Annotated in this window: 22 protein-coding genes; 9 read left to right on the top strand and 13 right to left on the bottom strand. The window is 50.8% G+C overall.

What is annotated here, in order from left to right:
* Positions 1–18: 18 nt before the first annotated feature.
* Positions 19–2,394, bottom strand: a complete 2,376-nt coding sequence (locus tag ACXAFQ_RS00285) for a TonB-dependent receptor (RefSeq protein ID WP_474817619.1) — start codon at positions 2,392–2,394, stop codon at positions 19–21.
* A gap of 319 nt (positions 2,395–2,713) precedes the next feature.
* Here ACXAFQ_RS00285 and ACXAFQ_RS00280 point away from each other — a divergent pair, with 319 nt between their 5' ends.
* Both ACXAFQ_RS00280 and ACXAFQ_RS00275 read left to right on the top strand, forming a co-directional pair.
* Positions 2,714–3,619 (top strand): LysR substrate-binding domain-containing protein, encoded by a 906-nt coding sequence (locus ACXAFQ_RS00280; RefSeq protein ID WP_070127323.1) that lies wholly within the window; start codon positions 2,714–2,716, stop codon positions 3,617–3,619.
* The gene (locus ACXAFQ_RS00275; protein ID WP_474817618.1) at positions 3,619–4,440 is read left to right on the top strand and encodes a response regulator transcription factor; all 822 of its coding nucleotides are present in this window, start codon (positions 3,619–3,621) and stop codon (positions 4,438–4,440) included. The genes ACXAFQ_RS00280 and ACXAFQ_RS00275 overlap by 1 nt, the downstream gene beginning before the upstream one ends.
* On the opposite strand, the gene ACXAFQ_RS00270 is transcribed toward ACXAFQ_RS00275, so the two are convergent.
* From ACXAFQ_RS00270 to ACXAFQ_RS00260, 3 genes are all read right to left on the bottom strand, one after another.
* Positions 4,429–4,848: a type II toxin-antitoxin system YhaV family toxin gene (locus tag ACXAFQ_RS00270; RefSeq protein WP_474817617.1), complete on the bottom strand. Its 420-nt coding sequence runs from the start codon at positions 4,846–4,848 to the stop codon at positions 4,429–4,431. The genes ACXAFQ_RS00275 and ACXAFQ_RS00270 overlap by 12 nt on opposite strands.
* A 47-nt stretch (positions 4,849–4,895) precedes the next feature.
* Positions 4,896–5,225 carry a type II toxin-antitoxin system PrlF family antitoxin gene (locus ACXAFQ_RS00265; RefSeq protein WP_474817616.1) on the bottom strand — a complete coding sequence of 110 codons (330 nt, stop codon included), beginning with the start codon at positions 5,223–5,225 and terminating at the stop codon, positions 4,896–4,898.
* A gap of 161 nt (positions 5,226–5,386) precedes the next feature.
* Positions 5,387–6,337 (bottom strand): LysR family transcriptional regulator, encoded by a 951-nt coding sequence (locus ACXAFQ_RS00260; protein ID WP_474817615.1) that lies wholly within the window; start codon positions 6,335–6,337, stop codon positions 5,387–5,389.
* A gap of 97 nt (positions 6,338–6,434) precedes the next feature.
* On the opposite strand from ACXAFQ_RS00260, the gene ACXAFQ_RS00255 reads away from it, so the two are divergent.
* Both ACXAFQ_RS00255 and gabT read left to right on the top strand, forming a co-directional pair.
* Positions 6,435–7,877: an NAD-dependent succinate-semialdehyde dehydrogenase gene (locus ACXAFQ_RS00255; RefSeq protein WP_474817614.1), complete on the top strand. Its 1,443-nt coding sequence runs from the start codon at positions 6,435–6,437 to the stop codon at positions 7,875–7,877.
* Positions 7,878–7,880: 3 nt separating this feature from the next.
* Positions 7,881–9,167 carry a 4-aminobutyrate--2-oxoglutarate transaminase gene (gene gabT, locus ACXAFQ_RS00250; protein WP_474817613.1) on the top strand — a complete coding sequence of 429 codons (1,287 nt, stop codon included), beginning with the start codon at positions 7,881–7,883 and terminating at the stop codon, positions 9,165–9,167.
* Positions 9,168–9,323: 156 nt separating this feature from the next.
* Here gabT and ACXAFQ_RS00245 read toward each other — a convergent pair whose 3' ends face one another.
* Positions 9,324–9,755 carry a hypothetical protein gene (locus ACXAFQ_RS00245; RefSeq protein ID WP_474817612.1) on the bottom strand — a complete coding sequence of 144 codons (432 nt, stop codon included), beginning with the start codon at positions 9,753–9,755 and terminating at the stop codon, positions 9,324–9,326.
* A gap of 135 nt (positions 9,756–9,890) precedes the next feature.
* The gene (locus ACXAFQ_RS00240) at positions 9,891–10,289 is read right to left on the bottom strand and encodes a rhodanese-like domain-containing protein (protein ID WP_474817611.1); all 399 of its coding nucleotides are present in this window, start codon (positions 10,287–10,289) and stop codon (positions 9,891–9,893) included.
* Between the two features lie 104 nt (positions 10,290–10,393).
* Here ACXAFQ_RS00240 and ACXAFQ_RS00235 point away from each other — a divergent pair, with 104 nt between their 5' ends.
* Complete coding sequence (locus ACXAFQ_RS00235) at positions 10,394–11,338, top strand: helix-turn-helix domain-containing protein (RefSeq protein WP_474817609.1); 945 nt, start codon at positions 10,394–10,396, stop codon at positions 11,336–11,338.
* A gap of 35 nt (positions 11,339–11,373) precedes the next feature.
* Here ACXAFQ_RS00235 and ACXAFQ_RS00230 read toward each other — a convergent pair whose 3' ends face one another.
* From ACXAFQ_RS00230 to ACXAFQ_RS00205, 6 genes are all read right to left on the bottom strand, one after another.
* On the bottom strand, positions 11,374–11,712 hold the full coding sequence (locus tag ACXAFQ_RS00230; RefSeq protein WP_474817608.1) for a tannase/feruloyl esterase family alpha/beta hydrolase: 339 nt from the start codon (positions 11,710–11,712) through the stop codon (positions 11,374–11,376).
* Positions 11,669–12,862: a tannase/feruloyl esterase family alpha/beta hydrolase gene (locus tag ACXAFQ_RS00225; protein ID WP_474817607.1), complete on the bottom strand. Its 1,194-nt coding sequence runs from the start codon at positions 12,860–12,862 to the stop codon at positions 11,669–11,671. Before ACXAFQ_RS00225 ends, ACXAFQ_RS00230 begins: the two co-directional genes overlap by 44 nt.
* A gap of 116 nt (positions 12,863–12,978) precedes the next feature.
* Positions 12,979–13,944, bottom strand: a complete 966-nt coding sequence (locus ACXAFQ_RS00220) for an alpha/beta hydrolase (RefSeq protein WP_474817606.1) — start codon at positions 13,942–13,944, stop codon at positions 12,979–12,981.
* A gap of 286 nt (positions 13,945–14,230) precedes the next feature.
* Positions 14,231–15,217 carry an alpha/beta hydrolase gene (locus ACXAFQ_RS00215; RefSeq protein ID WP_474817605.1) on the bottom strand — a complete coding sequence of 329 codons (987 nt, stop codon included), beginning with the start codon at positions 15,215–15,217 and terminating at the stop codon, positions 14,231–14,233.
* A 141-nt stretch (positions 15,218–15,358) separates the two neighbouring features.
* A complete protein-coding gene (locus tag ACXAFQ_RS00210; RefSeq protein ID WP_474817604.1) occupies positions 15,359–16,555 on the bottom strand; it encodes an MFS transporter in 1,197 nt (398 codons plus the stop codon).
* 136 nt (positions 16,556–16,691) lie between these two features.
* Positions 16,692–17,474, bottom strand: coding sequence for an alcohol dehydrogenase catalytic domain-containing protein (locus ACXAFQ_RS00205; protein WP_474817603.1), 783 nt, complete (start codon positions 17,472–17,474; stop codon positions 16,692–16,694).
* Between the two features lie 235 nt (positions 17,475–17,709).
* On the opposite strand from ACXAFQ_RS00205, the gene ACXAFQ_RS00200 reads away from it, so the two are divergent.
* The 3 genes from ACXAFQ_RS00200 (at position 17,710) to ACXAFQ_RS00190 (ending at position 22,435) form a co-directional block, all read left to right on the top strand.
* Complete coding sequence (locus ACXAFQ_RS00200; protein WP_474817602.1) at positions 17,710–19,059, top strand: MFS transporter; 1,350 nt, start codon at positions 17,710–17,712, stop codon at positions 19,057–19,059.
* 2 nt (positions 19,060–19,061) lie between these two features.
* Positions 19,062–21,401 (top strand): beta-glucosidase, encoded by a 2,340-nt coding sequence (locus ACXAFQ_RS00195; protein ID WP_474817601.1) that lies wholly within the window; start codon positions 19,062–19,064, stop codon positions 21,399–21,401.
* A gap of 86 nt (positions 21,402–21,487) precedes the next feature.
* Positions 21,488–22,435, top strand: a complete 948-nt coding sequence (locus ACXAFQ_RS00190) for a helix-turn-helix domain-containing protein (protein WP_474817600.1) — start codon at positions 21,488–21,490, stop codon at positions 22,433–22,435.
* Positions 22,436–22,437: 2 nt separating this feature from the next.
* Here ACXAFQ_RS00190 and soxR read toward each other — a convergent pair whose 3' ends face one another.
* Positions 22,438–22,869, bottom strand: a complete 432-nt coding sequence (gene soxR / locus ACXAFQ_RS00185) for a redox-sensitive transcriptional activator SoxR (RefSeq protein WP_474817599.1) — start codon at positions 22,867–22,869, stop codon at positions 22,438–22,440.
* Positions 22,870–23,027: 158 nt separating this feature from the next.
* Between soxR and ACXAFQ_RS00180 the strand changes: the two genes are divergently transcribed.
* Positions 23,028–24,110, top strand: coding sequence for an efflux RND transporter periplasmic adaptor subunit (locus ACXAFQ_RS00180; protein WP_474817598.1), 1,083 nt, complete (start codon positions 23,028–23,030; stop codon positions 24,108–24,110).
* Position 24,111 lies beyond the last annotated feature (1 nt).

The following is a 24,111-nucleotide window of genomic DNA, read 5'->3' as shown; positions in this document are numbered from 1 at the left end:
GCCGTGCTCTTTATTGAATCAGAAAGAATAACTAGCTGAAATACCGATGGTACGCGGGCGCACGCGGTATGCCGGGTCGGCCAGCTGATCGGCATACTGCAAACCATATTTCGGACTGGAGTACAGTTCGTCATTGCCACTGCTGGTCATGTCATCAGCGTTAGTCAGGTTGTCGGCGTAAACGCGCAGCGTCCAGTCGTCTTTACTGAAGGCAATGGCGGCATTAAGTAGCGTAGAGCTGTCGATGGTATCGATGGTTTGCTCGTCGTAGCCGGTGATGAATGACCCTTTGTAGGACACACCTAAACGGCTAACCATTGCTATACCATCGAACACTTCGGTACTGTGCACCAGGCTTGCAGTGAAGGTATTTTCAGGCACGCCCGGCATGGTTTCACCAGCACTTGCCACCAGTAATTCTGATTCCACACCATCGGCAACGTTTGGACGGTAGAAGTCTTTGGTCAACTCTGCCTGGGTGTAGCTCCAGCCGAAGTTCAGTTTCAGCGAATCGGTTAACGCTGCGTTAATCTCCATTTCAAAACCTTTCGATTCGGCTTCGTCTGCATTAAACATCACCGGGAAACCACCGTTCGGGGTTTTGAAGTTCAGGATTGGGTTTTCCCAGGCGATGTAGAACAACGCCACTGAGTAGTTCACCTGACCGTCGAGCAGCATGCCCTTGGCACCAATCTCGTAGTTGGTGGTTTTATCCGGATCGAAGTACAGGTAATCCGGGTGTTCAGCGTAAACGCCGCCTTCTACGGTGTCTGTAGAGAGATCATCAACCGGCGCGCCGTTTGCCCCACCATGTCGGAAACCCTGGGCGATGTTGAAATACACCTTGGTGTCTAAATTCAGATCGTAGGACGTATTCAGGCGATATAGCACATCATCGAAGTCACGCTCACCTTCACCAGAACTGTAACCGGTTGGGCCTTCACCACAATAAACGCCGCAGGGCGGAAGCTGAACTGACTGGAATGCCCAGAACGTTTGATCGAAATAACGTAAGCCACCAGTCACCTGCCAATCTTCTGAAATATGGTATGTGAGCTCACCGAAAACGGCACGATCTTCAAATTCGGTGGCCTGCACATTACGATAACCAAGATCTGAGGCGATGGGGTTTACCATGGCGTAGAAAGTATCAACACCAAAAATAAAATCATCGGCGGTTTCATCGTAATCCTGGTCGGCGTAATACCCGCCAACCAGCCAATCGATGGTGTCAGTGGAACCCGCCAACCGTACTTCTTGGGTGAAAGTATTGGTTTTATATTGCTTTACACCCTGCACCACTTCTCGGGGAATACCGGCATAGAACTGCCAGAAGCCTTGATATGAGTAGCCATAGCTTTGGTCGTGCATGTTGTTTGCTTCATTAGACGTAAACGACGTCGCCGATGTGAGCATGGCATCGCCCAATTCGTGTTCAATGACCAGTGATGTGATATCTACTTCACGCTCAAACTCACCAATCATTTTCTCGCCGGTGTTGTAACCGCCTAAACCTTCTGACGCAGCTGTTGACCCTTTTACTTCGTCTTTCTGATAGGCGTACGTTAATGTAACGTCGGTCTCGGCTGATGGCGCCCAGCGCGCAGCGACTCGCGCCATGGTCACGTCAACTTCGTTGATATCATCACGCGAGTACACTTCGCCGGTAGGCTGGCGGTTTTCATCGAGGCCTTCCAAATAGTCAGCGTCGATGTAGCCGGCTTCATGGATTTTGGCGAACACACCGCGTACTGCAAATTCGTCAGACAGTGGCACGTTCAGTACAATATCGCCGTCGAAATCAGTACTGTCTGATTCTGCGTTTTGTGCCACTTTGCCGCTGACTTTGCCGCTAAATTTGTCAAATTCAGGCTTGTTTGGAATGTAACGTAAGGTACCACTCAGCGAGCCTGAACCGTAGAGTGTAGACTGCGGGCCGCGTAGTACTTCCACACGATTAATATCGCGGATTTCCAGGTTAGCTGACATGGGCGTTTCACCCAGGTATACCGATACTGCAGGGTCAGTTTTAGAACCGAAGTTTTCAAACCCCGACGCGTTTGCGTTAATACCGCGAATAAAAATGCCGTTGGAAATACCGTTTTTACCGCGACCTACATCGTTTAATGTGAGGCCCGGAATGTTGCGGGCGAGAGTGGAGAAGTCTGTAATGCCATTTTCTTCCAGTGATTCACCGCCGTAAGCGGAAATGCTGTACGGCACTTCCTGAATAGTCGTTTCACGACGGGTTGCCGTTACACTGATCACTTCCAGGTTACTTTTCTCTTTTGCTTCCTGTTTCGCATCATCAGCAGCTGTCTGGGCCAGAGAACACAAAGGTAATCCTAGCAAGGCACAACCGATGGCGACATTCACTTTACTCAACTTCAACATTGTTGTTTCCCATTACACTCTTAAGTTTATAAATTCATTTTTTTATTTATTGCTCTTATGAAATTCATACTAGGGCCGCTGATTTTCACCATCAAACGATGAAAAGTTTTGCTGCCATTCCAAAATGTAATACCCCTGTCATATTGACGCGTCATAGGCTTTTGGGAGTGTTGACTACACCAGGTGAAGCGCGCTCAGCCTGCAAAAAGCAATGAGCGAGTAAAACTTCGTGATATGCTATTGGCCATCAAACAGGTATCGAACTGCCCCATTCCCCTCGCGACGGCGCAGTTTTAAAAGAAGATAAGGTGTTGTCTCGATGGCAAGAAAACTCCCCAGCATTACTTCTTTGCAGTGCTTTGATGAAGTGGCAAGGCACCTGAATATGACTTATGCAGGCGACACATTGCACCTTACGCAAAGTGCGGTGAGTCGGCAGATAAAAAACCTCGAAGCCTTCGTTGGCAGACCACTCTTTTATCGCCAGGACAACCAGCTGAGCTTGACGCCGGTGGGCGAACAATACGCCGAAGAAGTGCATAAGATCCTGAAACACCTGGATGCCGCGACCCAGAAAATCTCTTTGAACAACGTATCGAAAAAAGCGGTTGAGTTAAAAGTGGTTACCGAGCCCACGTTTGCCATTGCCTGGCTGATGCCCCGGCTTACCGAGTTTTATCTGAACTACCCAGATATCGAAATTACACTGGGTACAGACTATGAAACAGTTACTCGAAATACCCGCAAATGTGATTTTGCGATTTTATGGGGGCATGGTGAATGGCCGCCTTATGCGTCTGAGCCCTATCGGAAAGATACGTACCTGGCAGTCAGTACGCCGCGTTACATGAAAGGCCGTCAACCGGCCAGAACCATGCGGGATGTCACCCAGTTCAATTTTATTCACCAAAGTAGCACGCCCTCCACCAGCCATGAGTGGCTTAAGAAAGCAGGATTAACCGACCAGGAAATTTCGCAAATGGGTGGACAAAGCTTTGAGTATTTTATGTATTTACTGCAAGCCGTGAAAAGTCACCTCGGGGTATCTGTGTTTCCTGAATATCTGGTGAAAGATAGCTTGGCTTCCGGTGAACTTATTCTGGCTTGTTACGAAACCTTCGAGCCGGAGGAGTCCTTCTATCTGCTGTACCCGGAAGAGCGTAAGGAAGACTACGCCATCCGCCAATTTCGTAAATGGTTATTAACCCACAAAGACGATCGTTAATGAGCCCGTTGCCTACTGCCTTAGCCCCACAGGAATTACATCGCCACTTGCCTGCCGTTATTCGTGAATTGGGCACAACCGCTTTCTGGTCTGCATTAAATGACTGGCTGTGCCGATTTATTCCCGTAGATAGCGTATCGGTGATCGCCTATTCAGAGAATCAGCCACCGGTGCTGCTATTTGCAGTATTGACTGAACGTGAGCGGGATATTTTTTTCGCCCGCTTTATGGATGGTACCTACATTGCCAGCCCGTCGTACCGGGGAGTATTGGAAAATTTCACCGCCGGTGTATACCTGTGGCCGGAACTGATGCCGGACGATTTCCGCGAATCCGATTTATATAAATCTTATTATCAGGCTAGTCAGATTGCAGATCTCGCTTACGTGTTCTGTACACCCGCTCCAGGCTTGCATATCCAGCTAGGATTAGGTCGCCATCATCCCAATCCCCCATTCAGTGAAAACGACATTACGAATCTCTATGATCTGGAAACGTTGGTACTGGAATTAGTGAACAAGCATTGGCGACTGAATGGCGAGCAGGTTCCACACGACTCCAGGTCGTTATCAATACACGTTACCCAGCGCGTAAAAGAAGTATTAAACGGCTTTGGCGAGAACATTCTTACTGAAAGAGAGCGGGACATTGCCCGCTTGATCATTTCCGGCTATTCCTCACAAGCCGCCGCCGACAAACTGAATATATCACCAGGCACTGAGCGAGTTCACCGCGCCAAGGTATACGCCAAGCTGAATCTGCGCTCCAACTCCGAATTGTTTTCGCTGTTTCTGAGTCGGCTAACGGCGCTATCGGAGTGAGTTAGAGGCTTCTAGCAGGGCATCCCAATCGTCCGGCGGATTTCCGGAAGCCAGCATGTGAGCAAAAACCCGATAAGCATCGCTTTTGCTCTCATAAGCACGTTTACTTTTTTCGTCGTTAACCCAGACGTAGACAATAATTCGAGCGCGACGGTGATAACGAAAGAACAGTCGATACTGCTGAAAAAACTTAGCCCTAAACCAGTGCTTATTTTTTTCACCCAGGGTTTTACCCTGCCTAAACTCGGGGTTCGCTGGGTTAGATGGAATGATGTCGTAAATTAATTTATTAATCCCCGCAAGCCGCTTCGTTGCATGTTTGTTTTGATATTCGTCAGGATTTATTTGTTTTAGGCGGGTAACTTCAGTAATCAGCGATCGGTATTGTTCTTCAAATAGTGGATGCATACACAACTTCCATCCATTCACGTTGCAGGTGGAAGACTCGGCCAAGTTCAGTTGTCCTCTTCTTGCAGTGCAGAATCTAAATCGACCGGTATACCAGCAGTCAACGTCAGAGCCTGCTTTTGCAGATCCTCACTCAACGAGACTAGGTGCTCTGGACGATTCGCCATATCACTTTCTAGAAAGGACAAGAACTTATCAAGTACAGGATCGTCGTTATGGTTTTCGACTTTCGAAATCACGACATTGCCATCGCCAAGGATCGTGTATTTAATTTTATCTCTTTTTGTCAGGTTAAGTGCCTTTCTGACAGGTGTTGGCACTGTGGTCTGGTAACGATCAGTCATAGTTGATTGAGACTCAATTGATAGCTTGCTCATTGTTCACCTGTTAGCTTTGCTTCTGCAATTTTGACTGAGCAAATAATAGCCCGCGGCCACAGGTAATGCAATTGCATTACAGTAAAGTTATGCTTTCAGCTTATCCTCCAATGGAACGTATTCCGACTGTCCATAAGAACAGATATTTTCAGATTTGAAACTCATTCCTCACCCGCACTCTTATCCCTAATCTCCGGATAATCCTGCACACACTGTTCGAGTAATTCCAAAAACAGCTTTATCTTCTTGGGCTCTGCGGGTACTTCTTTGTGCACCACCGATTGCGAGAAGTGATACACATAGCGACTGGCAGATAGCACTTTGAACCTCCCCTCCTGTATATCATCTTCAATATGACTGTGTGGTAAATAGCCGATGTAACGCCCTGAAGCTATCAATGCTTTACGGGAATCGAACTGATAGGCCGTGGCGCCGGGGATCAGCTTTTTAACCTGTGCCCTGCCCGCCTGACTGATTTCCACGCCGGGTACCACCGCCTGATGATCCAATAAAATTTCATCAGTAATCTCTTTCTCTTCGGCAGTGAATAATGGATGGTGCTGACTGCAACACAGAAATATCTGTTCATCAAAAGCCGGCTTGTACCGAAGACCGGCCATGCGACGATAATCGGGAAACAGTCCCACATGGGCCTTGTCTTTCATCAGTGCCCGTTCGATATTTTCTATGCGATCGCCGTCAACGGTAAGCTTAAGTTCTGGTGCGCGCTCACTGATTTGCGCCACAATATCGGCCAATAACCGACTGCGGGTCTGGTCTAGAATATCCGAATGCAGGATCACCAGACTACCGCTCACCTGCTGACTGAGTTGGGATACCGAATTAGAAAAATCACTCAAAGCATCAAACAAAGTCAGTGACGCCTGATACACCTGACGACCATCTGGTGTAAGCACGAAACCACCTCGTCCGCGCTGGCACAATGTCAGGCGTAACCGGGTTTCGAGGTTATTCATATGAATGCTGATAGTCGAGCGTGCGAGCCCGAGTTCATCTTCTGCAGCAGCAAAACCACCATTTTCCACAACCGATTTAAAAACGTTTAACAGTTTTATGTCGTACTCAGTGATAACACGCCCAGCAATTTTCATAAGTTTAATATTTTCAAACTTTAGGTTTAATGTTTGGTATTTAACTTCTTTAAATCTGCTGCTTCAATAGAATCATGAAAAATAATCAGGTGATGATATGAAAGAACAAATTTCTGCACTTTTTCAATCTGGCTCATTTGTAGGTGGTCAATGGCTTAGCGGAGACAACACCTTTGCCGTGTATGACAAAGCCACCGGCGAGAAACTGGCCGACATCGCCGATGCGGGTGAAGCAGAAATGCAAACTGCGGTTCAGGCGGCGAAAGCCGCTTTTGAAAGCTGGTCTGCCATGCCAGCCATCGAGCGCAGCAAATTACTGCGAAACTGGTTTACCCTGATGACCGAGCGCAGCGACGAGCTGGCTGAATTAATGACCCTGGAACAGGGCAAGCCGCTTGCCGAATCCAAGGGCGAAATCGCCTATGGTGCGGGCTACGTTGAGTGGTTTGCTGAAGAGGCCCGCCGACTAGATGGTGATATATTGCCTGCTAACAGCGCCAGTCAGCGCATTTATGTAAGCCGTCAGCCGGTAGGCGTTGTGGGTGCTGTTACACCTTGGAACTTTCCGAACGCGATGATCACCCGTAAGGCCGCCGCCGCATTGGCAGCAGGCTGTACCTTCGTGGTGAAACCAGCCAGCGAAACGCCATTATCGGCCCTGGCGCTAGGCACATTGGCAAAAGAAGCCGGTATTCCAGATGGCGTCATCAATATTGTTGCGGGAACCAATTCTAAAACCCTGGGGGGGGTACTAACCCAAAGCCCTGATGTGGCGAAGTTTTCTTTTACCGGTTCTACCAAAGTCGGAAAAATTCTTACCGCCGACTGTACCAGCACCATGAAACGGGTAAGTATGGAATTAGGTGGTAACGCGCCCTTTGTCGTTTTTGATGACGCCGATCTCGATGCAGCCGCCAGTGGCGCGATGGCCTCGAAGTTCCGTAACGCCGGACAAACCTGCGTGTGTGCGAACCGATTTATCGTTCACGAAGATGTGAAAGACGCGTTTGTCGACAAGCTGCTGGCAAAAATGGCCGACCTGAAAGTCGGCAACGGCATGGATGAAGGCGTAACGATTGGTCCGTTGATCAAAGAAGGCGCAGCAGAAAATGTACACCGCCTGGTGACATCGGCCACTGAGCAGGGCGCGATCCTGAAAGTGGGTGGAGAGTGGAAAGCAGGCAGCTTTTATCCACCAACATTGCTGGATAATGTCAGCACCAACATGGACATTGTTAACGAAGAAATATTTGGTCCGGTAGTCACTATTATGACATTCAAAACCGATGACGAGGCCGCAAAGCTGGCAAACGACACTCCATTTGGTTTAGCCAGCTATTTTTATTCACAAAATATTAGTCGTATTCATCGGTTCTCCGACGCACTTCAGTTCGGCATGGTGGGCATTAATGAAGGTGCTATTTCTAACCCTGCCGCACCGTTTGGTGGTGTGAAGGAATCGGGCTACGGGCGCGAAGGTTCAAAATACGGGCTGGATGATTACTCATTTATTCAGTACCGGTGCTTAGGAGGAATTTAAATCATGTCAGTGAATGCTGAGCTGCACGCAAGAAGAAATGCCGCCATTGCCAATGGCCAGGGTACCCTTTATCCCGCCTACATCGAACGCGCAAAAAATGCGGAATTGTGGGATGTGGAAGGGAACCGCTTTATCGATTTCGGCGCGGGTATTGCCGTGTGTAACACCGGTCACGCCCACCCTAAGTTGGTGAAAGCAGTTACGGAACAAATGGAAAAGTTTAGCCATACCTGTGTGATGGTGAACCCCTACGAGTCTGCCGTTTTACTGGCAGAAAAGTTAAATGCGGCAGCGCCTGGCGATTCACCGAAAAAATTAGCATTTATTACCACCGGGGCGGAAGCAGTAGAAAACACCATCAAAATCGCTCGTGCGTATACAGGTCGTCGCGGTGTGATTGCCTTTAACGGTGGTTTCCACGGTCGTACCAATCTAACTATGGGCCTTACCGGTAAGGTTACCCCTTACAAAGATAAATTCGGCCCGTTCCCGGGTGAAATTTATCACGTGCCGTTCCCAATCCCCATGCACGGCGTAAGCGAGCAGGATTCACTGAAGGCAATCAAGAATCTATTCAAAGTGGATATTGTGCCCAGCGATGTGGCAGCGTTAATCATCGAACCCATTCAGGGTGAAGGGGGTTTTTATGAAGCGTCACCGGCGTTTTTAAAGGCCCTGCGCGAACTGTGTGACGAACACGGTATCGTGATGATTTGTGATGAAATTCAGTCTGGTTTCGCCCGTACCGGCAAAATGTTCTGTACCGAATATGCAGGCATCGAACCGGACCTCATTACCATGGCAAAAGGTATCGCCGGTGGTGTGCCTCTGTCTGCAGTAGTAGGCAAACAGCACATCATGGATGCTTCTCCGGTTGGTGGCTTAGGCGGCACCTACGGCGGTTCTCCACTGGCCACTGCCGCGGCGCTGGCCGTGCTGGAAGTTATCGAAGAAGAAAGTCTGATTGAACGAGCGCAGTTCATCGAAAGTCAGTTCCGCGAAACCTTGGGTAAGCTAGCAACGGAATTCCCACTGCTTGTTGGCGACATTCGCGGTAAAGGAGCCATGATGGCCATTGAATTGGTTGAAGACGGCGATGCAGACAAGCCCAACGTCGACCTGACTAAAGCCATTATCGGCGGCGCTATGGAACACGGCCTCATTTTGCTGGCCTGTGGATTCTACGGCAACGTTATCCGTTTCCTGCCACCGCTGACCATCGACGATGCCACGCTGGCAGAAGGCCTGAACGCATTCTGTGACCTGTTCCGCAAAGCGGCAGCGAAGTAATCCGCTACCTGCAGGTGAAGGTATATTGACGACTTCACCCTATCAAGACTATCCGATGTTAATGCCGGTCAGCCCTGCTGCCGGCATTTTTTTCAGACCTGCAAATTGCCTGGAATTATTCTCAATATAGTACCTAGGCATTACGAGTCGATTAAGTTATAAACTGGTCAATTCGGGATCGTATGTCACATTGATGACTTTCAAATGGCCAGAGTAGCGGTTTCTTGAAAACACCACACGACCTTCATTCTCATACAGCCAGTCAGAGCGATGGGTATCTGTACCGTAGTAAAACGGTATCCAGGCTTTTCCAGTCTGATACATATTCGCATCATCAGGGTCACCGGCTAAATTACGCACCCGTGTATCACTCATTCCAAGTTCTATTTTTGACAATGGTGAGGTCTTAGGGATTGCGGCCATTCTCGCCAGCATTTCCTGCTCGGCTTTCTCTTTTTCTTCCGCGCTTACTTCTTCTTTAGCTACAGTATCGCCAGACTCACCGGTAGACATACATCCACCTAAAGTTACAGCTATTGCGAGCAAAGCAATATAGGGAGTGCGAGCAGATTTAGTTTTTGAATTCACTGTATTTCCTCCGTGAAAATTTTTGAGATATGTGCAGATAACAAGAACTTCCCTACCTATAATTATCTGCGTTTTTTACTATATTAGACAATTAGAGCAAAAAGCAAACTATCTTCAGTATATTCCCTCACCACTTTATTCATCACGCTCCAGCTCAAACCCTTCATCCAGCCAGCCGGTGACGCCGCCAATCATTTTCTTCACCGGCCGGCCCAACCGGGCCAGGCGTATAGCGGCCTTTTCCGTGGCGTTGCAGTGTGGGCCGGCGCAATACACCACAAAGCAGGTATCGTCAGGATAGTTTGCCAGTGTGGCTTCGTTGATGGTGGCATGGGGCATAAATACCGCGCCTTTCACGTAACCTTTCTTTGCAACTTCAACGGCCCGTACATCCAGCAGTACAAAATCGTGCAGGTCATTATTCAGCGCATAGTGCACATCCCAGCAGTCGGTCTCAAATCGCAGTAAATCCTGAAAATGACGCAGCGCTTCTTCACTGGGAGCCGGTTTTGGTCTGACAACATTTGAATACATGCATAATTCCTCTGAGTGATGGTTCAGTGAAGATTATTGCGCGTTTATAAAATCAACGTTATTGTCTAAATAGACACTTATCGTAACTTTCCGGACAAAACACCATGAACGATATCAGGGTGCTTATCTTACTGACTGAAAACCTGTCGCTGTTTGAATATGCCTGTGCCACCGAATTGTTTGCGCTGCCCCGGAATGAATTTACCCGCTGGTATCACACCACTACCGTGTCATTATCGGCCTCGCGGTATGACGGGCTGGCAGGCAGTCAGCTAACTTGCAGGCAGGTTGATGCTCTGCCTGCGTGTGATTTGCTGATTATTCCTAACTTTCCGGTTAACACCGACCCGGTGCCTGAAGCATGGCTTCAGGCCGTCAGGCAACATCACGCGTCGGGCGGACGCACCATCAGCTTCTGTTCCGGCTCTTTTTTACTGGCCGCTGCCGGACTACTCAACGGCCGTGTAGCCACGACCCACTGGCGCTATGCAGACGCGTTCAGACAGCGATTTCCTGAGATTACTTTTCGTGACGATATTCTTTATCACTATGACGGCCAGGTGGGCTGTTCCGCGGGCAGTGCGGCAGGCATCGATTTGGGCATAGAAGTGATCAGGCAGGATTTTGGTCATGCGGCGGCGAATGTGGTCGCCCGCAGGCTGGTTTTACCGGCTCACCGTAGTGGCGGCCAGTCACAGTTTGTAGAGAAGCCGTTTTCTGTGGGGTCATCGGGTTTATCAAAAAGTCTGGAATGGGCACTTAAAAACCTGACTCACACGCTTTCGGTGGACGATATTGCCAGACGGGCAAACATGACCCGACGCACCTTTGACCGCCACTTCAGAAAGCACTTTAATGAAACACCACAAATGTGGCTAACCCGGCGCAAACTGGAAATTGCCCAGCAGTTGCTTGAAAACTCGAACCTGAACATAGAGCAGATTGCCCGCCAGGCAGGCTATGAAAACAGCACCACCCTGCGGATTAATTTTAAGAAGTATGTGTCGGTGTCTCCCAGTGTGTATCGGGAGCAGTTCGGCAGGATGTAAAGCAACAGCCAGTTGGCTGCTGCTTGAGTCTGGTTTTACTCTGGCGCTACACAGCTGTAGCTGTCGATAGCGTTTTTGTCACCACCGTTATATTTCGCGTACGCAGGATAATCACAAAGCGGCATTTCCCTGCCCGGCATGGTCGGTGCCGTGGCAGGCATGAATGCAGGCTCCTGGCCTTTTTCCTTCCAGTTTTCCAACACAGTCAGCGGGTCAAAATCCTCAAAAGCAGGCCCGCCACCACAGTGGGTCATACCCGGCACCATGAAGAGTTTGGCGAAGTCTGTGCCGGTATCCTGCTGTGCCTGCTGATACCACTGCGCAATATCTTCAGCAGAGAAGATAGGATCGGCTACGCCCTGAAAAATCACCATTTTTGCCGCCACGCTGGGTAAACGTGCTCAGGAAAGTGTCATTGGCATCAAAATACCCGCCAACTTCTTCGATATTCTGCGCCATGCTGGCAAAATCAGGTTTCTCAGGCGTCTGCTGAGGCGGTGTCATAAACACAGCCCCGGTGGAGGGCACACTCAGTGTTTTATGCATCGCAGGGCGCTTATCACTACCCAGTTTCCATGCACGCCAGCCATCAGCGTTGATACCCGGATCCCACGGCCAGCCGGTGTAGAGGCGGTTACCGTTCTCGTCGATGGCACCGTTCATCACGGTTTTAAGTGTATCCAGTTTGGTGTCGGACAGCTTACCGCGTAATGCCTCAGGATCGAAATCGCAGGCAGAATAAGCGGCAACCACGCCGTCCTTCAGGCCATCGATGGCATCACACTGCTTCAGGATTTCCTTCGATACCTTATCGAGATCAGCCTGAGTCAATGCTTTTGACAATTCGCCACCCGGCGCGATTGCCTCAAACTTCGGCACTTCCCAGGTCGCGCCCACGGCGGCATGTGTCAGATGAAAGCCGGGATTCCCCGCCACCACGCCATCAAATTCCAGCGGAAAGCGCTGTGCAGCCATCATCGCTTCGCGACCACCATTGGAGCACCCCATAAAATACGACACCTTAGGTGACGCATCGTAGTAATTACGCAGAATCGTTTTCGCCGTTGTCGTTACCTTACCAATCGAGGCATAGCCAAGATCGAGACGGGCCTGCTGGTCGTGAGTAAAGTCCAGACTACGTCCGTTATGGCCGCCATCCATACTCACTACCGCGTAGCCGCGTTTGATAGCAGGTGTGGCTGTGCTGCCCGTACTCGGAATAGTGCCGATAGCAGGGGCGATGAACCCATCTACACCACCACCGCCCTGAAACAGGAATTTGCCGTTCCAGTCTTTCGGCAGTCGCATCTGAAAGTTAATCCCATAACGCCCGTCTACACCTTCACGGTCTTCAATTTTACCTTCGACCAGACAGTGCTCTCCCACATCAACAGCCTGTGGCGAACTGCCCGTCATCGCGCTCATCGGATCCGGCGGCAGAGTTTGTGCCTCCTGTAACGTCGCAGAAGTAATATCAACGTTATGCAGCTTCAGCTCAGTCAGTACCGAACACTCATCAGCCATGGCGGGCGCAGCCGCTATACCAGCCAGCGCCAGTGCGCTGTATAAGAAACTTTTTTCACAGTCACTCCGTAAAGAAAAAAAGCGCCTTTCAGCGGGTGGCCTCAGGCGCGGGGGAATTATTTGAGATTTTCAGCAAAGAAGCTGTCGATGCGATCAAACGGAATTTTATCGTGTTGATCGTACAGGTCGCAGTGGACCAGGCCATCGAGGATCAGCTTCTCTTTAGGTTCAGCAGCCGCTTTGTAGGCATCGTCGGTGAAGTAGCGCGAGTGAGCTTTTTCTCCGGCAATTAACAGTACCGGTCGCGGTGCAATTTCGTTGATGTATGTCATCAACGGCATATTCATAAACGACAATGCGGTAGTAGCCGTCCACTGTCCGTTTGAGTTAATCGAACGCGGATGGAAGCCACGGTCAGTTTTATAAAAATCAAAATAGCTGGCTACAAATTCCGGCTCATCACCATTCAGCGATGAAGGCAGACCCTGCGGCGCCAGTGTCGGGGTACCGTTTTTCGCATCTTCCCAACGCTGTTCGCTCATTTGCGCCAGTGCGGCATCGCGCTCTTCCGGTTTCATGGAGTCGAAGTAGCCTTTCGACATCACCCGGGACATGTCATACATACTGGTTGTTACGGTGGCCTTGATGCGTTTATCAACAGCGGCTGCATTCAGCGCCATTCCACCAAATCCGCAAATGCCCACCACACCGATTCGGTTGCGATCGACCTGCTCGAGTAAACCAAGGTAATCCACCGCAGCACTGAAATCCTCTGTATTGATTTCAGGGGAAGACACATTGCGGGGCTCGCCACCGCTCTCACCGGTATAAGACGGGTCGAATGCCAGCGTGATATAGCCGCGTTCTGCCAGCGTCTGCGCATACAGGCCCGAGGCCTGTTCTTTTACCGCACCGTACGGACCGCTGACAGCAATGGCTGACAGACCGCTTACAGCAGCATTTTCAGGGACATACAAATCCGCTGCCAGGGTAATGCCATAGCGATTTTTGAAAGTCACTTTCTGGTGATTAACGTTGTTACTTTGCGGGAAAATTTTGTCCCATTCTTGCGATAGTTGCATCTTCGATTCCAATTTCTGATTATCGGCTTAAAAGCGCATCCATAACGGATACCGGCATGACATTGCTTCGTCCAGCCCTGCGCTCATCTGATGCCTGTATTTTCGCAGACACCGGCGGCTCCCCGTTACATAGAAAGTCTTGTTTTATTGCCTGATAGTCCGAATTAGCAAACTAGCAAAAAATCGCTCCTCAGCGCACTTCAGATAATAATCTGCGCGAAGAGGAGCGATTGTGGCAGGCAGAATGTCAGCATACAACTGACATTTAGCCTAATTGACATGGCGCTTATTTCAGTGCATCACCGAAGAAGGACATGAGTTTGTCGAACGGAATTTTATTCGTGCGATCGTATAAATCCACGTGTCCGGCATCCGGGATCAGCAGCTTCTCTTTGGGCTCAGCCGCGAGCTCGTAAGCGTCTTCAGTGAACTCCAGGGAGTGTGCATCTTCACCGGCAATGAACAGCATCGGACGCGGAGAAATGGTATCGATGTCATTGAACGGATAGAAGTTCAGGAACTTCACGTTACTCGACAGCGTCGGATGCGTGGTGGTTGCTTCAGACACGCCGGTAGGCGTGTACTGACCACGCTCTGTGCGGTAGAAGTTATAAAACTCTTTACCTGCTGCCGGAGTATCACTGTCAATTTCATGGGGGCAACCGCCGGTATATTGCAGTTCTTCACCGTTAAATTCGGCAGTGCGCTGGGAAGACGCCTGTTTAACCGACTCTTTGCGGTCCTCCAGACTAACCGAATTACCGATACCTGTTCGGGTGGCCGCACCCATGTCATACATACTCACCGTTGCTACCGCTTTGATGCGCGAGTCGATTTTTGCTGCCGCAATCAGAAAGCCACCGCTACCGCAGATACCCACGCCGCCGATGCGGTCGCTGTCCACCAGCTCAAGGGAACTCAGGTAATCGACGCCGGCACTGAAGGTTTCAGCGTACATATCGCCGCTCACCGCGTTACGTGGCTCACCACCGCTCTGACCCCAGTAGGCCATATCCACCGCCAGGGTAATGAAGCCCTGCTCTGCCAGCTTGTTAGCATACAATGTGGCGCTCTGCTCTTTTACCGCGCCCATAGGGTGACCAATAACAATGGCCGGGTACGTGGTGCCCGGCTTGGCATTTTTCGGTACACACAGGTTGCCTGCAACCGCCATTTTATATTGATTGGTGAAACGCACACCTTTCATTTCCACACTGTCGCTGCGATAGAAATTATTGGCGTCGTCAGGAATTGTTTGATCAGATGTTGTCATAACGGTTCTCCATTCAATAGATTAGCATTCCTGCAGCACGCCGGAACCCAGGTTCGTGGTCGCGCTGCATAGTCATCTTCGTTACGGAGACCCGACGGAAAAGCGATTACCTGAATAATTGAATGCTGTTGTGAATCAGATTCATTGATCCGTCTGCGCAGGCTCTTCCACTTTCATTTTGCCTGAGGCAAAGAACGCGATGGTGGCAAATACCAGTCCCAGTGCCACATAGCCTACACAAATCTGAAACACCGAATAGTGGATCGCGGCCCAGCTTGCAGCCATGGCGGGAAATACAGCGCCTGAATAGGAAATTACAAAGATCGTCGCCAGCAAGGTGGCCCGGTGATCTTTAGCGATGCCGCTCAGCAGCGCTTTAACACATGCGGTAGTAGCAATGCCCTGCGCAATCCCCACAAACAGGCTTGAGACCAGAAACACGATGAGGTTCGAACTGGTGAGTGCAGCAATGATCGACAAGACCGCAATCACATAAATCACCATACCGACTTTAACTGCAACCCGTGGCGATATTTTTCCACCCAGAGGGCCGCCGAGAGGCGTCAGACACATCACCGACGAGAACGCCAGAGCCGATACAATGGCGCTGGTGGTACCCAGTTCCTCGGCCACAATCGATGGGCCAAATGCCTGATAAAAGCCACCAATTGACCAGGTAGCCACCAGCACGCCCACAGCGGTAGTCATGCCCCAGCCACGGCCTTCCGGGACAAACAGTTTGGGTTTCAGCGAACCCAGCACACCAGGCTGACGCTGGCGGGTTTCCGGACCAAACGCCAGGATAAGCGAACAAATCAGCATCAGCGCGAAGATAATTTCGAAGATCAGGGTTTTCGGAGCCGGCCCCCAGGTTGCCAGTGCGCCACTGGAAATGGCACCAAGCGGGATCCCCATCATCGGAGAGGTGCTGGTTACTGACGCCACCAGCCAGCGGGGTTGCTTCTCCCCGGTGTCTACCACGTAGGTAGCAATGCTGCTTGAAGCAATGCCACAGGCAAAGCCCTGAAACATCCGCGCAATAAATAACAGCGGCGTGCCTTCAATATTAATCAGGCTGGTGCAGGATATCATTGCACATAGCCCGGTAAGGATAATCATCGGTTTCCTCCCCACGTGATTTGAAACACGTCCGAACACCAGCAAGGCCGTTGCAGCTGCGAGAAAATAAGCCAGTGAAACCGTGCCAAGATCGGCGTGCGTAACCCCATAGTCCTCGCGGTAAATATTGAATACAGAAATGGGGGCCCCGGCAGTGGCAAAGGTGAGGATATACATCAGTGAGGCAGTGAAAAAGGCAGTGTTGTTCGAGACTTTCAACGCAGCAAACTCCGGCAGGCAGGAAATTAAAAAGACAAAAAGCCTCCGCTTTCAGCGGAGGCATTTGAGGTCAGGACGCAGGTACTGCCCGGGCAGAGTGCAACCGCCCGGTTTATACCGTTTGCTTCACATAAGATTAAAAGGTAGCCGCATCAATCACATAGCGATAACGTGCATCTTTGTTCACTACGTTTTCCCACGCTTCGTAAACCTCTGCGCCCTTCGATACGGCAATTTTTATTGCCAGATGACCGAGACCGCCAATACCTGCGATGCCGACTTTGGTACCCGGCTTAAGATCGAATTTCATCAGCGGAGAATAGGTGGTGATACCGGCACACATCAGTGGCGCCGCTTCTTCAAAACTGACGTCTTCTGGTACCGTCATCACGAAGTTTTCTTCAACAACGATACGATTTGAGTAACCTCCCTGGGAGATTCCGGTCGGTGAACGTTCGTCCGGATAACCATAGGTAAAAATGGTACCCGGCAGGTATTGCTCTTCTTTGCCTTCAGTTTCCTTGTAATGATTACTAACCATGCAACCTACACCCGCTCGGTCGCCCGGCTTGAATTTGGTCACGTTTTTACCAACCGCTGTCACCACACCAACGATTTCGTGACCCGGTACCTGAGGATATTGCTGTTTGCCCCAGTGGCCTTTTTCCTGGTGAATGTCAGAATGACAAATACTGGCATATTTAATGTCAATTAAGACATCGTTATCACCCACCGGACGACGCTCAAACTTCCATGGCTTCAGTTTGCCACTTTCGTCAAATGCCGCATAACCTTTCGCCGGTACGTTTTTGTTTTCTTCACCTGCAGCCGCAAATACGCTTGATGAACCCGCCATGGCAGCACCGACACCCACTGCACTTGATAACTTAACAAAATGACGTCTTGATTCCTGGCACATAATTAACTCCTTAGCGTTGATAAGAAACTTGGCTTAGATTGCTATTATCCCGCAGTCAGGGCGATGATTAATTACACAGAGATGTGATTTTATTGCCTGATACTACGAATTTCCGGTGAAATGACTCATGGTTAGCAAATGCGCAAAATGCGCCAAGGGTTCAGGCAAATATCAGGAAGCAACATTTTGTTAACTTGCTAATCTAATCGGGTTAACGATAAAAGGGTTTCATACTATGCCTACATCCCACACCTACGTATCACTCTCTGTTAAAGAGAAGTTCGGCTACGGGCTGGGCGACTTTGCTTCGAACCTGTCGTTTGGTTTCGTATCCTTGTTCCTGCTGTTCTTCTATACCGACGTGTATGGCATCACAGCGGCTGAAGCCAGCCTGATTTTTGTGATTGCCCGGGTAATTGATGCCATATTCAATCTTGCCGTAGGTGTGGTGGTGGACAAAACCCACACACGCTGGGGCAAAATGCGTCCGTACCTGCTATTCGGCGCCGTCCCTCTGGGTGCACTCACTGTACTCTGTTTTGTCACGATGGCCGGGTCGTTCAGGTTCGGCTTTGCGTTATTAACTTACACCCTGTATTGCCTGGCTTATACTACGGTGAATACCCCCTACTCAGCCCTTACTAATACGCTCACTCAGAATGAAAAGTCCCGTGCATCGCTGTCGGTGTACCGGTTCGCGCTGGCCAGTATTGGCTATCTGGTGGTGTCTACCACTGCCGGCCCTGTGGTTGAACTGTTCGACAGTCCGCAAACCGGCTATACCGCGGCAGTAGTGTTTTATTCGATACTGGCAGCGGTCGCCTTTCTGATGTGTTTCTGCATGACCTGGGAACGGGTGAATTCTGCCGCCTCTACTACCAGCATGGGCTGGCGTCAGGTGCTGCGGGTTATTTTCCGCAACGGGCCGCTGCTCAACGTGTCATTGTATACGGCGCTGTTTTACATTGCTTACACGGTGTGGATGGCAATTGCCGTGTACTTCATCCGATATGTCATTGGTGATGCGGGTTTCAGCACCGCGTTTTTCATGATTCAGACCGCGGCATACACGTCCGGGGTTATCCTCTCCGCCCCGCTGATTGCGAAATTAGGTAAGAAGGCCGCCACGCAGATTGCACTGTCTTTCGGCATGTGCGGCCTGCTGCTGCAGTATTTCTTCGCCGACGGTAACCTGATCATCATCATGATTGGTGTATGCAGTTTCAGCCTGACCCTGGGCGCAGGCTTCGTGACCATGTGGTCGATGGTGCCGGATACCGTGGAATATGCAGAGTGGCATCATGAGTCCCGGGCAGAAGGCGTTATCTACGGGTTCTATAATTTTGTTACCAAGATTGCGATGGCGCTTGGCGGTGGCTGTGCCGGACTGCTGCTCGACATGTTTGACTACTCTTCTGACGCGGTATCAGAGACCGCTCTGGAAGGGATTAATTTCGCCGTAACCCTGTTTCCGGCCATTCTGTTCGGTTTATGCATTGTGGTTGTCACCCGCTATAAACTGAATGAAACCGCCTACCGCGATTTACTCGCCAACATCCGCCAGCGTTCACTGCAAGGAGAATGATTATGTCATCAGAATATCAGGCGTTTTTCTCTACCATGACCATCGATGATAAAGTCGCTCTGCTGACCGGTAACGGCTTGTGGAAAACCGCTTCGCTGCCACACCACGGCATCGACAGCATCAAGATGACCGACGGCACCTACGGTGTGCGCTACAGCCCGGACCAGATTGATAATGACGGCAACTGGAGCATCGCCGACTTCCTCGGCGTGGTGAATCAGTCTGCCGATCAGCAAAGCGATAAAAAGGGGAGCGAGGCCCTGTTCGGTCGTACCCTCCCCGCCACCTGTTTTCCTAACGGCTCCTCGCTGGCCTGTAGCTGGGATGTGGAACTGGCAGAGAAAATGGGGCAGGCGCTGGCCCACGAATGTCAGGCCCTTGGCATCAGCATGCTGTTGGGGCCGGGTATTAATATTCGCCGCACACCGCTATCAGGTCGTGGCTATGAATACTATTCAGAGGATCCGCTGTTGTCCGGCGATCTGGCGGCCGCAGTGATTAACGGGCTGCAAAATGAAGGTGTCGCAGCCAGTCTGAAACATTTTGCCTGCAATAACTCAGAATATCGCCGCACTGAAATGGACTCCATTGTCGATGAGCGAGCGCTGCACGAAATCTACCTGTCCGGGTTCAAACGGGCCATCGACAAAGCTAACCCGTGGACGGTGATGTCCTCTTACAATCGCCTTAATGGTGAGCAAACCTCCCAGCATCACTGGCTGCTAACAGAAGTTCTACGTGAACAATGGGGCTACGACGGACTGGTGATATCCGACTGGTACGGCGTGAAAGACCGACCGGCCTCTCTGCTGGCGGGTAATGATTTGGCCATGCCGGAAGTTCAGCGGGACAAGCAGGAACTGAAAAACGCTATCATTAATGGCCGTGTTCCCATGTCTTTGGTAGACAACGCCTGTGAACGGATGCTGCGGTTCCTGCTGCGGGTCTCTAATCCGGTGAAACGTGAAAGCATTGACGTGCAAACTCACCACCAGCTAGCCCAGCAGATCGCGGAAGAATCCGTCGTATTACTCAAAAATGACGATGATATTCTGCCCGTTTGTCAGAGCTGGGTTAAATCCATCGCTGTCATTGGTGACGGCGCACAGCGTCCGGTGATTCAGGGTTCTGGCTGTGCTACCACCGTCCCCAGCATGCTGGATACGCCACTGGATGAAATTATCGAGCTGGCCGGCGACAAGTTTGATGTCAGTTACGCCCGCGGCACTGCTGAAAGCGGCGAGTTGTGCGAGCAGGAACAGCAAAAAGCGGTAGATGCCGCCCGCAACGCCGATCTGGTGGTGCTGTTTATGAACACGGTGGTCGGTGAGGACGGCGAAAATGGCGATCGCAAAGATTTATCGGTCATCGAATCTCACATCACACTGCTGACAGCGCTGAACGCAGTAAACTCTCACATTGTGGTAGTGCTGTCGAACTCCGATGCTGTCGTTATGCCTTGGCTGGATAACTGTAAGGGCCTGCTGGAAACTTTCTTCGCTGGTCAGGGGTTTGGTCGTGCCGTGGCCAGGCTATTATTCGGTGAAGCCAACCCTTCCGGCAAACTGACCACCACACTGCCCAATACTCTGGAAGAAACACCGGCTTATCTGACCTACCCTGGCGATGGTCTGCGCCATCACTATGCTGAAGGTATTTATGTGGGCTACCGCTATTACGATAAACGTAACATGCAGCCGCTGTTTCCTTTCGGCTATGGTCTTAGCTACACCCGCTTCCGTTACGACAGTGTAAGTCTGGACAAACAGGAGCTGGAGTCAGGAGGCGTGATAAAAGTTAGCGTCACACTGACGAATTCCGGCAGACTGGCCGGCAAAGAAATTGTTCAGCTGTATGTAACGCTGCCACAGCACGACCTGCAACATCCGCCGCTGGCCCTCAAGGGCTTTGCAAAAATATCACTGCAGCCCGGTGAAACCGGCACTGTGATTATTCCTTTCCACGCCGATGACCTGCTGGCCTGGCATCCGGCTCTTCAGCAGTGGATCCTGTCAGCCGGCGAGTACATTATTCATGCAGGCGGTCATTCCCGTGATCTGTCACTAACAGAAACGGTTACCGTGAAAACGCAGAACTATACGCCCCCCCTGCAGGAGGACAGCTCGCTGGTGCAGATCATTGAAAATGAAATCGCGTTTGAAAAAATCGTCTCGTTAGTTGCAGAGAAAAGTGAGCTCGATGCCGCTATAATCAAAACACGACTAACAAAAATTGCGCCGGAATTATTCTGTGGTGTGTTCATTGCACTAACAGAATTTCTGGGGGTAAATGTGAGCAGGCAGGAATTGCGTGCCGCGCTCATTCCGGATAATAATTCCTGATGTTCAGTGCCGGACAGGCAGACCCGGGGAAATAACTCCGGGCCCGGCATACGTTCCTGCCCCCTGCGACATAGAGTGACAAGATTATGCAGCCTTTTAATTCGATATCGCAGGATTTCACTTCCACCGGTAACCTTCCCACTGTCTGTGAACTGGTTACCTTCGACTCAGCGTTTCTGAATGTATTCGCTGCCGAGGTGAACTATTGTCCGCCTCACTGGCACCCGGCACCGGAATTACTCTACGTGCTGAAAGGGGGCTTCTGTCTTATTGTTAACGAACAGGAGATTATCCTGAACAAGGGCGACTTCCTGTTTGTCGGCGCTGATACTATCCACTCACTGGAATTCAGACAGCCCGGGAGTACCGTGCTGACCTGGCAGTTTCAGCCTGATTTATTCGCCAGCAGCGCGTTGCTGCATCAGCGGTTTGCCCATTTTGCAGCCAGTCACAAACAGCGGAACGTTTTGCGTGATGTGTCGGAAGCGCATCTGGCCTTGCTCACCGAACCTGCCACGTCGCCGTTTCATCAGCAGGCCGGGCTATTTAATCTGCTGGGCATGCTTGATACGTTCATCGACGCACCGGTTGAAGCGACGAATACCGCTGCCGGTAAGCAACAAGTCGTGATCCGTGACAGTATCAGCTATATCAATAATCATTTTGAGGAATCACTGAGCATTGCTGATCTCGCAGAACAGGCGCATCTCAGCTACTTTCACTATTCCCGGTTGTTTAAGAAAATAAGCGGTTATACGCCCTCTGATTATCTGATGATGGTACGTGTAAACAAGGCGAAGTCGCTGCTGAAGAACATGCACAAGCCGATTACCGATATCGCGTTAGAATGCGGCTTTGCCGAACACAAATCCATGATTGCGGCGTTTAAAAAACATATCGGTCACACCCCCACGGAATACCGCAAAGTGTACTACGCCAATTTTGACTGGCGGGCCGCCGACGCCAGAGTGAGCAGCCATGAAAATAAACCGGTGCCGCTGCTCAGGGCACTGGATATGCTGAAGACTGGCTGAGCTTAGTCTTCCAGCAGCTGTGCACCCGTCCCCTGTTTCCCGAGCACATCATCTGGGTTTCGTAACGGGCAATCTTTCAGTGACAGACACCCGCAACCAATACAACCGGCCATTTCATCCCTCAGTTGCTCCAGCCGGTGGATCCGCTCATTCAGCAGCGCATGCCACTCGGCACTGAGCACTTCCCATTCGGTCACGCTGACCGGGCCATTGGGTAATTTGTCCAGGTGCGCCTTAATCTGCTTCAACGGGATACCGGTGCGTTTGGCAATATTGATCATCGCCACCCTACGCAACACGCTGCGGTCATAGCGGCGCTGATTACCGGCGGTACGCCAGCTTTTAATAAGCCCCTGCTGTTCGTAAAAATGCAGTGTCGACACGGCTACACCGGCACGCTTTGCCACCTCGCCCACAGTTAAATTTTTATTCATGTTTATCCCGCAAAAACCTGTTGACCTCAACATTACTTGAGGTCTTAGTATAGCCGCCAACGCTGTTAAGCAAAGAAAAAAATAGTTTTAACACACTCGAGGAACAGACATGAGCAGTAACGTCATTATTTCACTTACCATTGTCAGGGAGACACGATATGGCTTCTAAAATTAAGGGACTTGTCATTACTGCAGTGGTGCTGGCATTACTGCTCGGCGGACTCTACTTCTGGCGACAGGCTGCGCAACCACAGGGCGGCGGCTGGCAACAACAGGCCGTGCCGGTAGAAGCCATTACCGTTCAGCCACGTCAGCTTACCGATACCATCAGCGTGGTGGGTGAACTTCGCGCCATTCACGAAGTGATGCTGGCGCCTGAAGTGGCTGGTCGTGTCACCGCCATTAATTTCAGCTCAGGCGATGAAATAGAGGCCGGCACAACACTGGTGAACCTGTTCAGCGGTGAAGAAAAAGCCGCCCTGCAAGCCGCCCAAGCCAGCCTGCAACTTGCTGAAACCCAGTTACAGCGCACCCGCGAACTGGCACCGCTGGGCGCTGAGTCAAAAGAATTGCTTAACCAGCGCGTGGCAGAGTTCGAACAGGCCAGTGCGAGTGTGGAACAGGCTCAGGTACGTCTGAAGCTGAAGTCGGTTAACGCACCGTTTGCCGGTAGCCTGGGGATCCGTCAAATCAACGAAGGCCAGTACCTGAACCCCGGCGACGAGATCGTCAGCCTCACCGATTTGTCCACCCTGTATGTGGATTTTGCGGTTCCCCAGCAACAGCTTGCGCTGCTTAAAGCCGGTGCAACGGTAAAGGTCTCTGCTGATGCCTACGCGGATAACACCTTCACAGCCACTCTCGACACCATCGATCCGCAGTTAGACCCACAAACCCGGAATGTGAAGGTACGCGCCACGCTGAGTAACGATGAAAAATTACTGCGCCCCTCCATGTACGTGGAAGCCAGCATTGATGCCGGTGCTGAATCTGATGCCATCGTACTGCCCGTAACAGCGGTAATGTACACCGCTCAGGGGAACAGCGTTGCGGTGGTCAGAGGCGATAACGCCACGCAAAACGGTAATATCGAATTTGTCGGCGTAAAAGCAGGCCGCCGCATTGGTAATGAGGTGATTATTGAATCCGGCTTAACGGCAGGCGACGTAGTGGTGACCGCCGGACAGAACCGGCTGCAGCCACAGGCTCCGGTCACCGTGGTTCCGGCTCAGGAGCACTGAT

The sequence above is a fragment of the Alteromonas sp. ABH2_165 genome, from assembly GCF_056159945.1.
The sequence above is the reverse complement of the archived record's forward strand: the minus strand, read 5'-3'. Positions and strand labels throughout refer to the sequence as shown.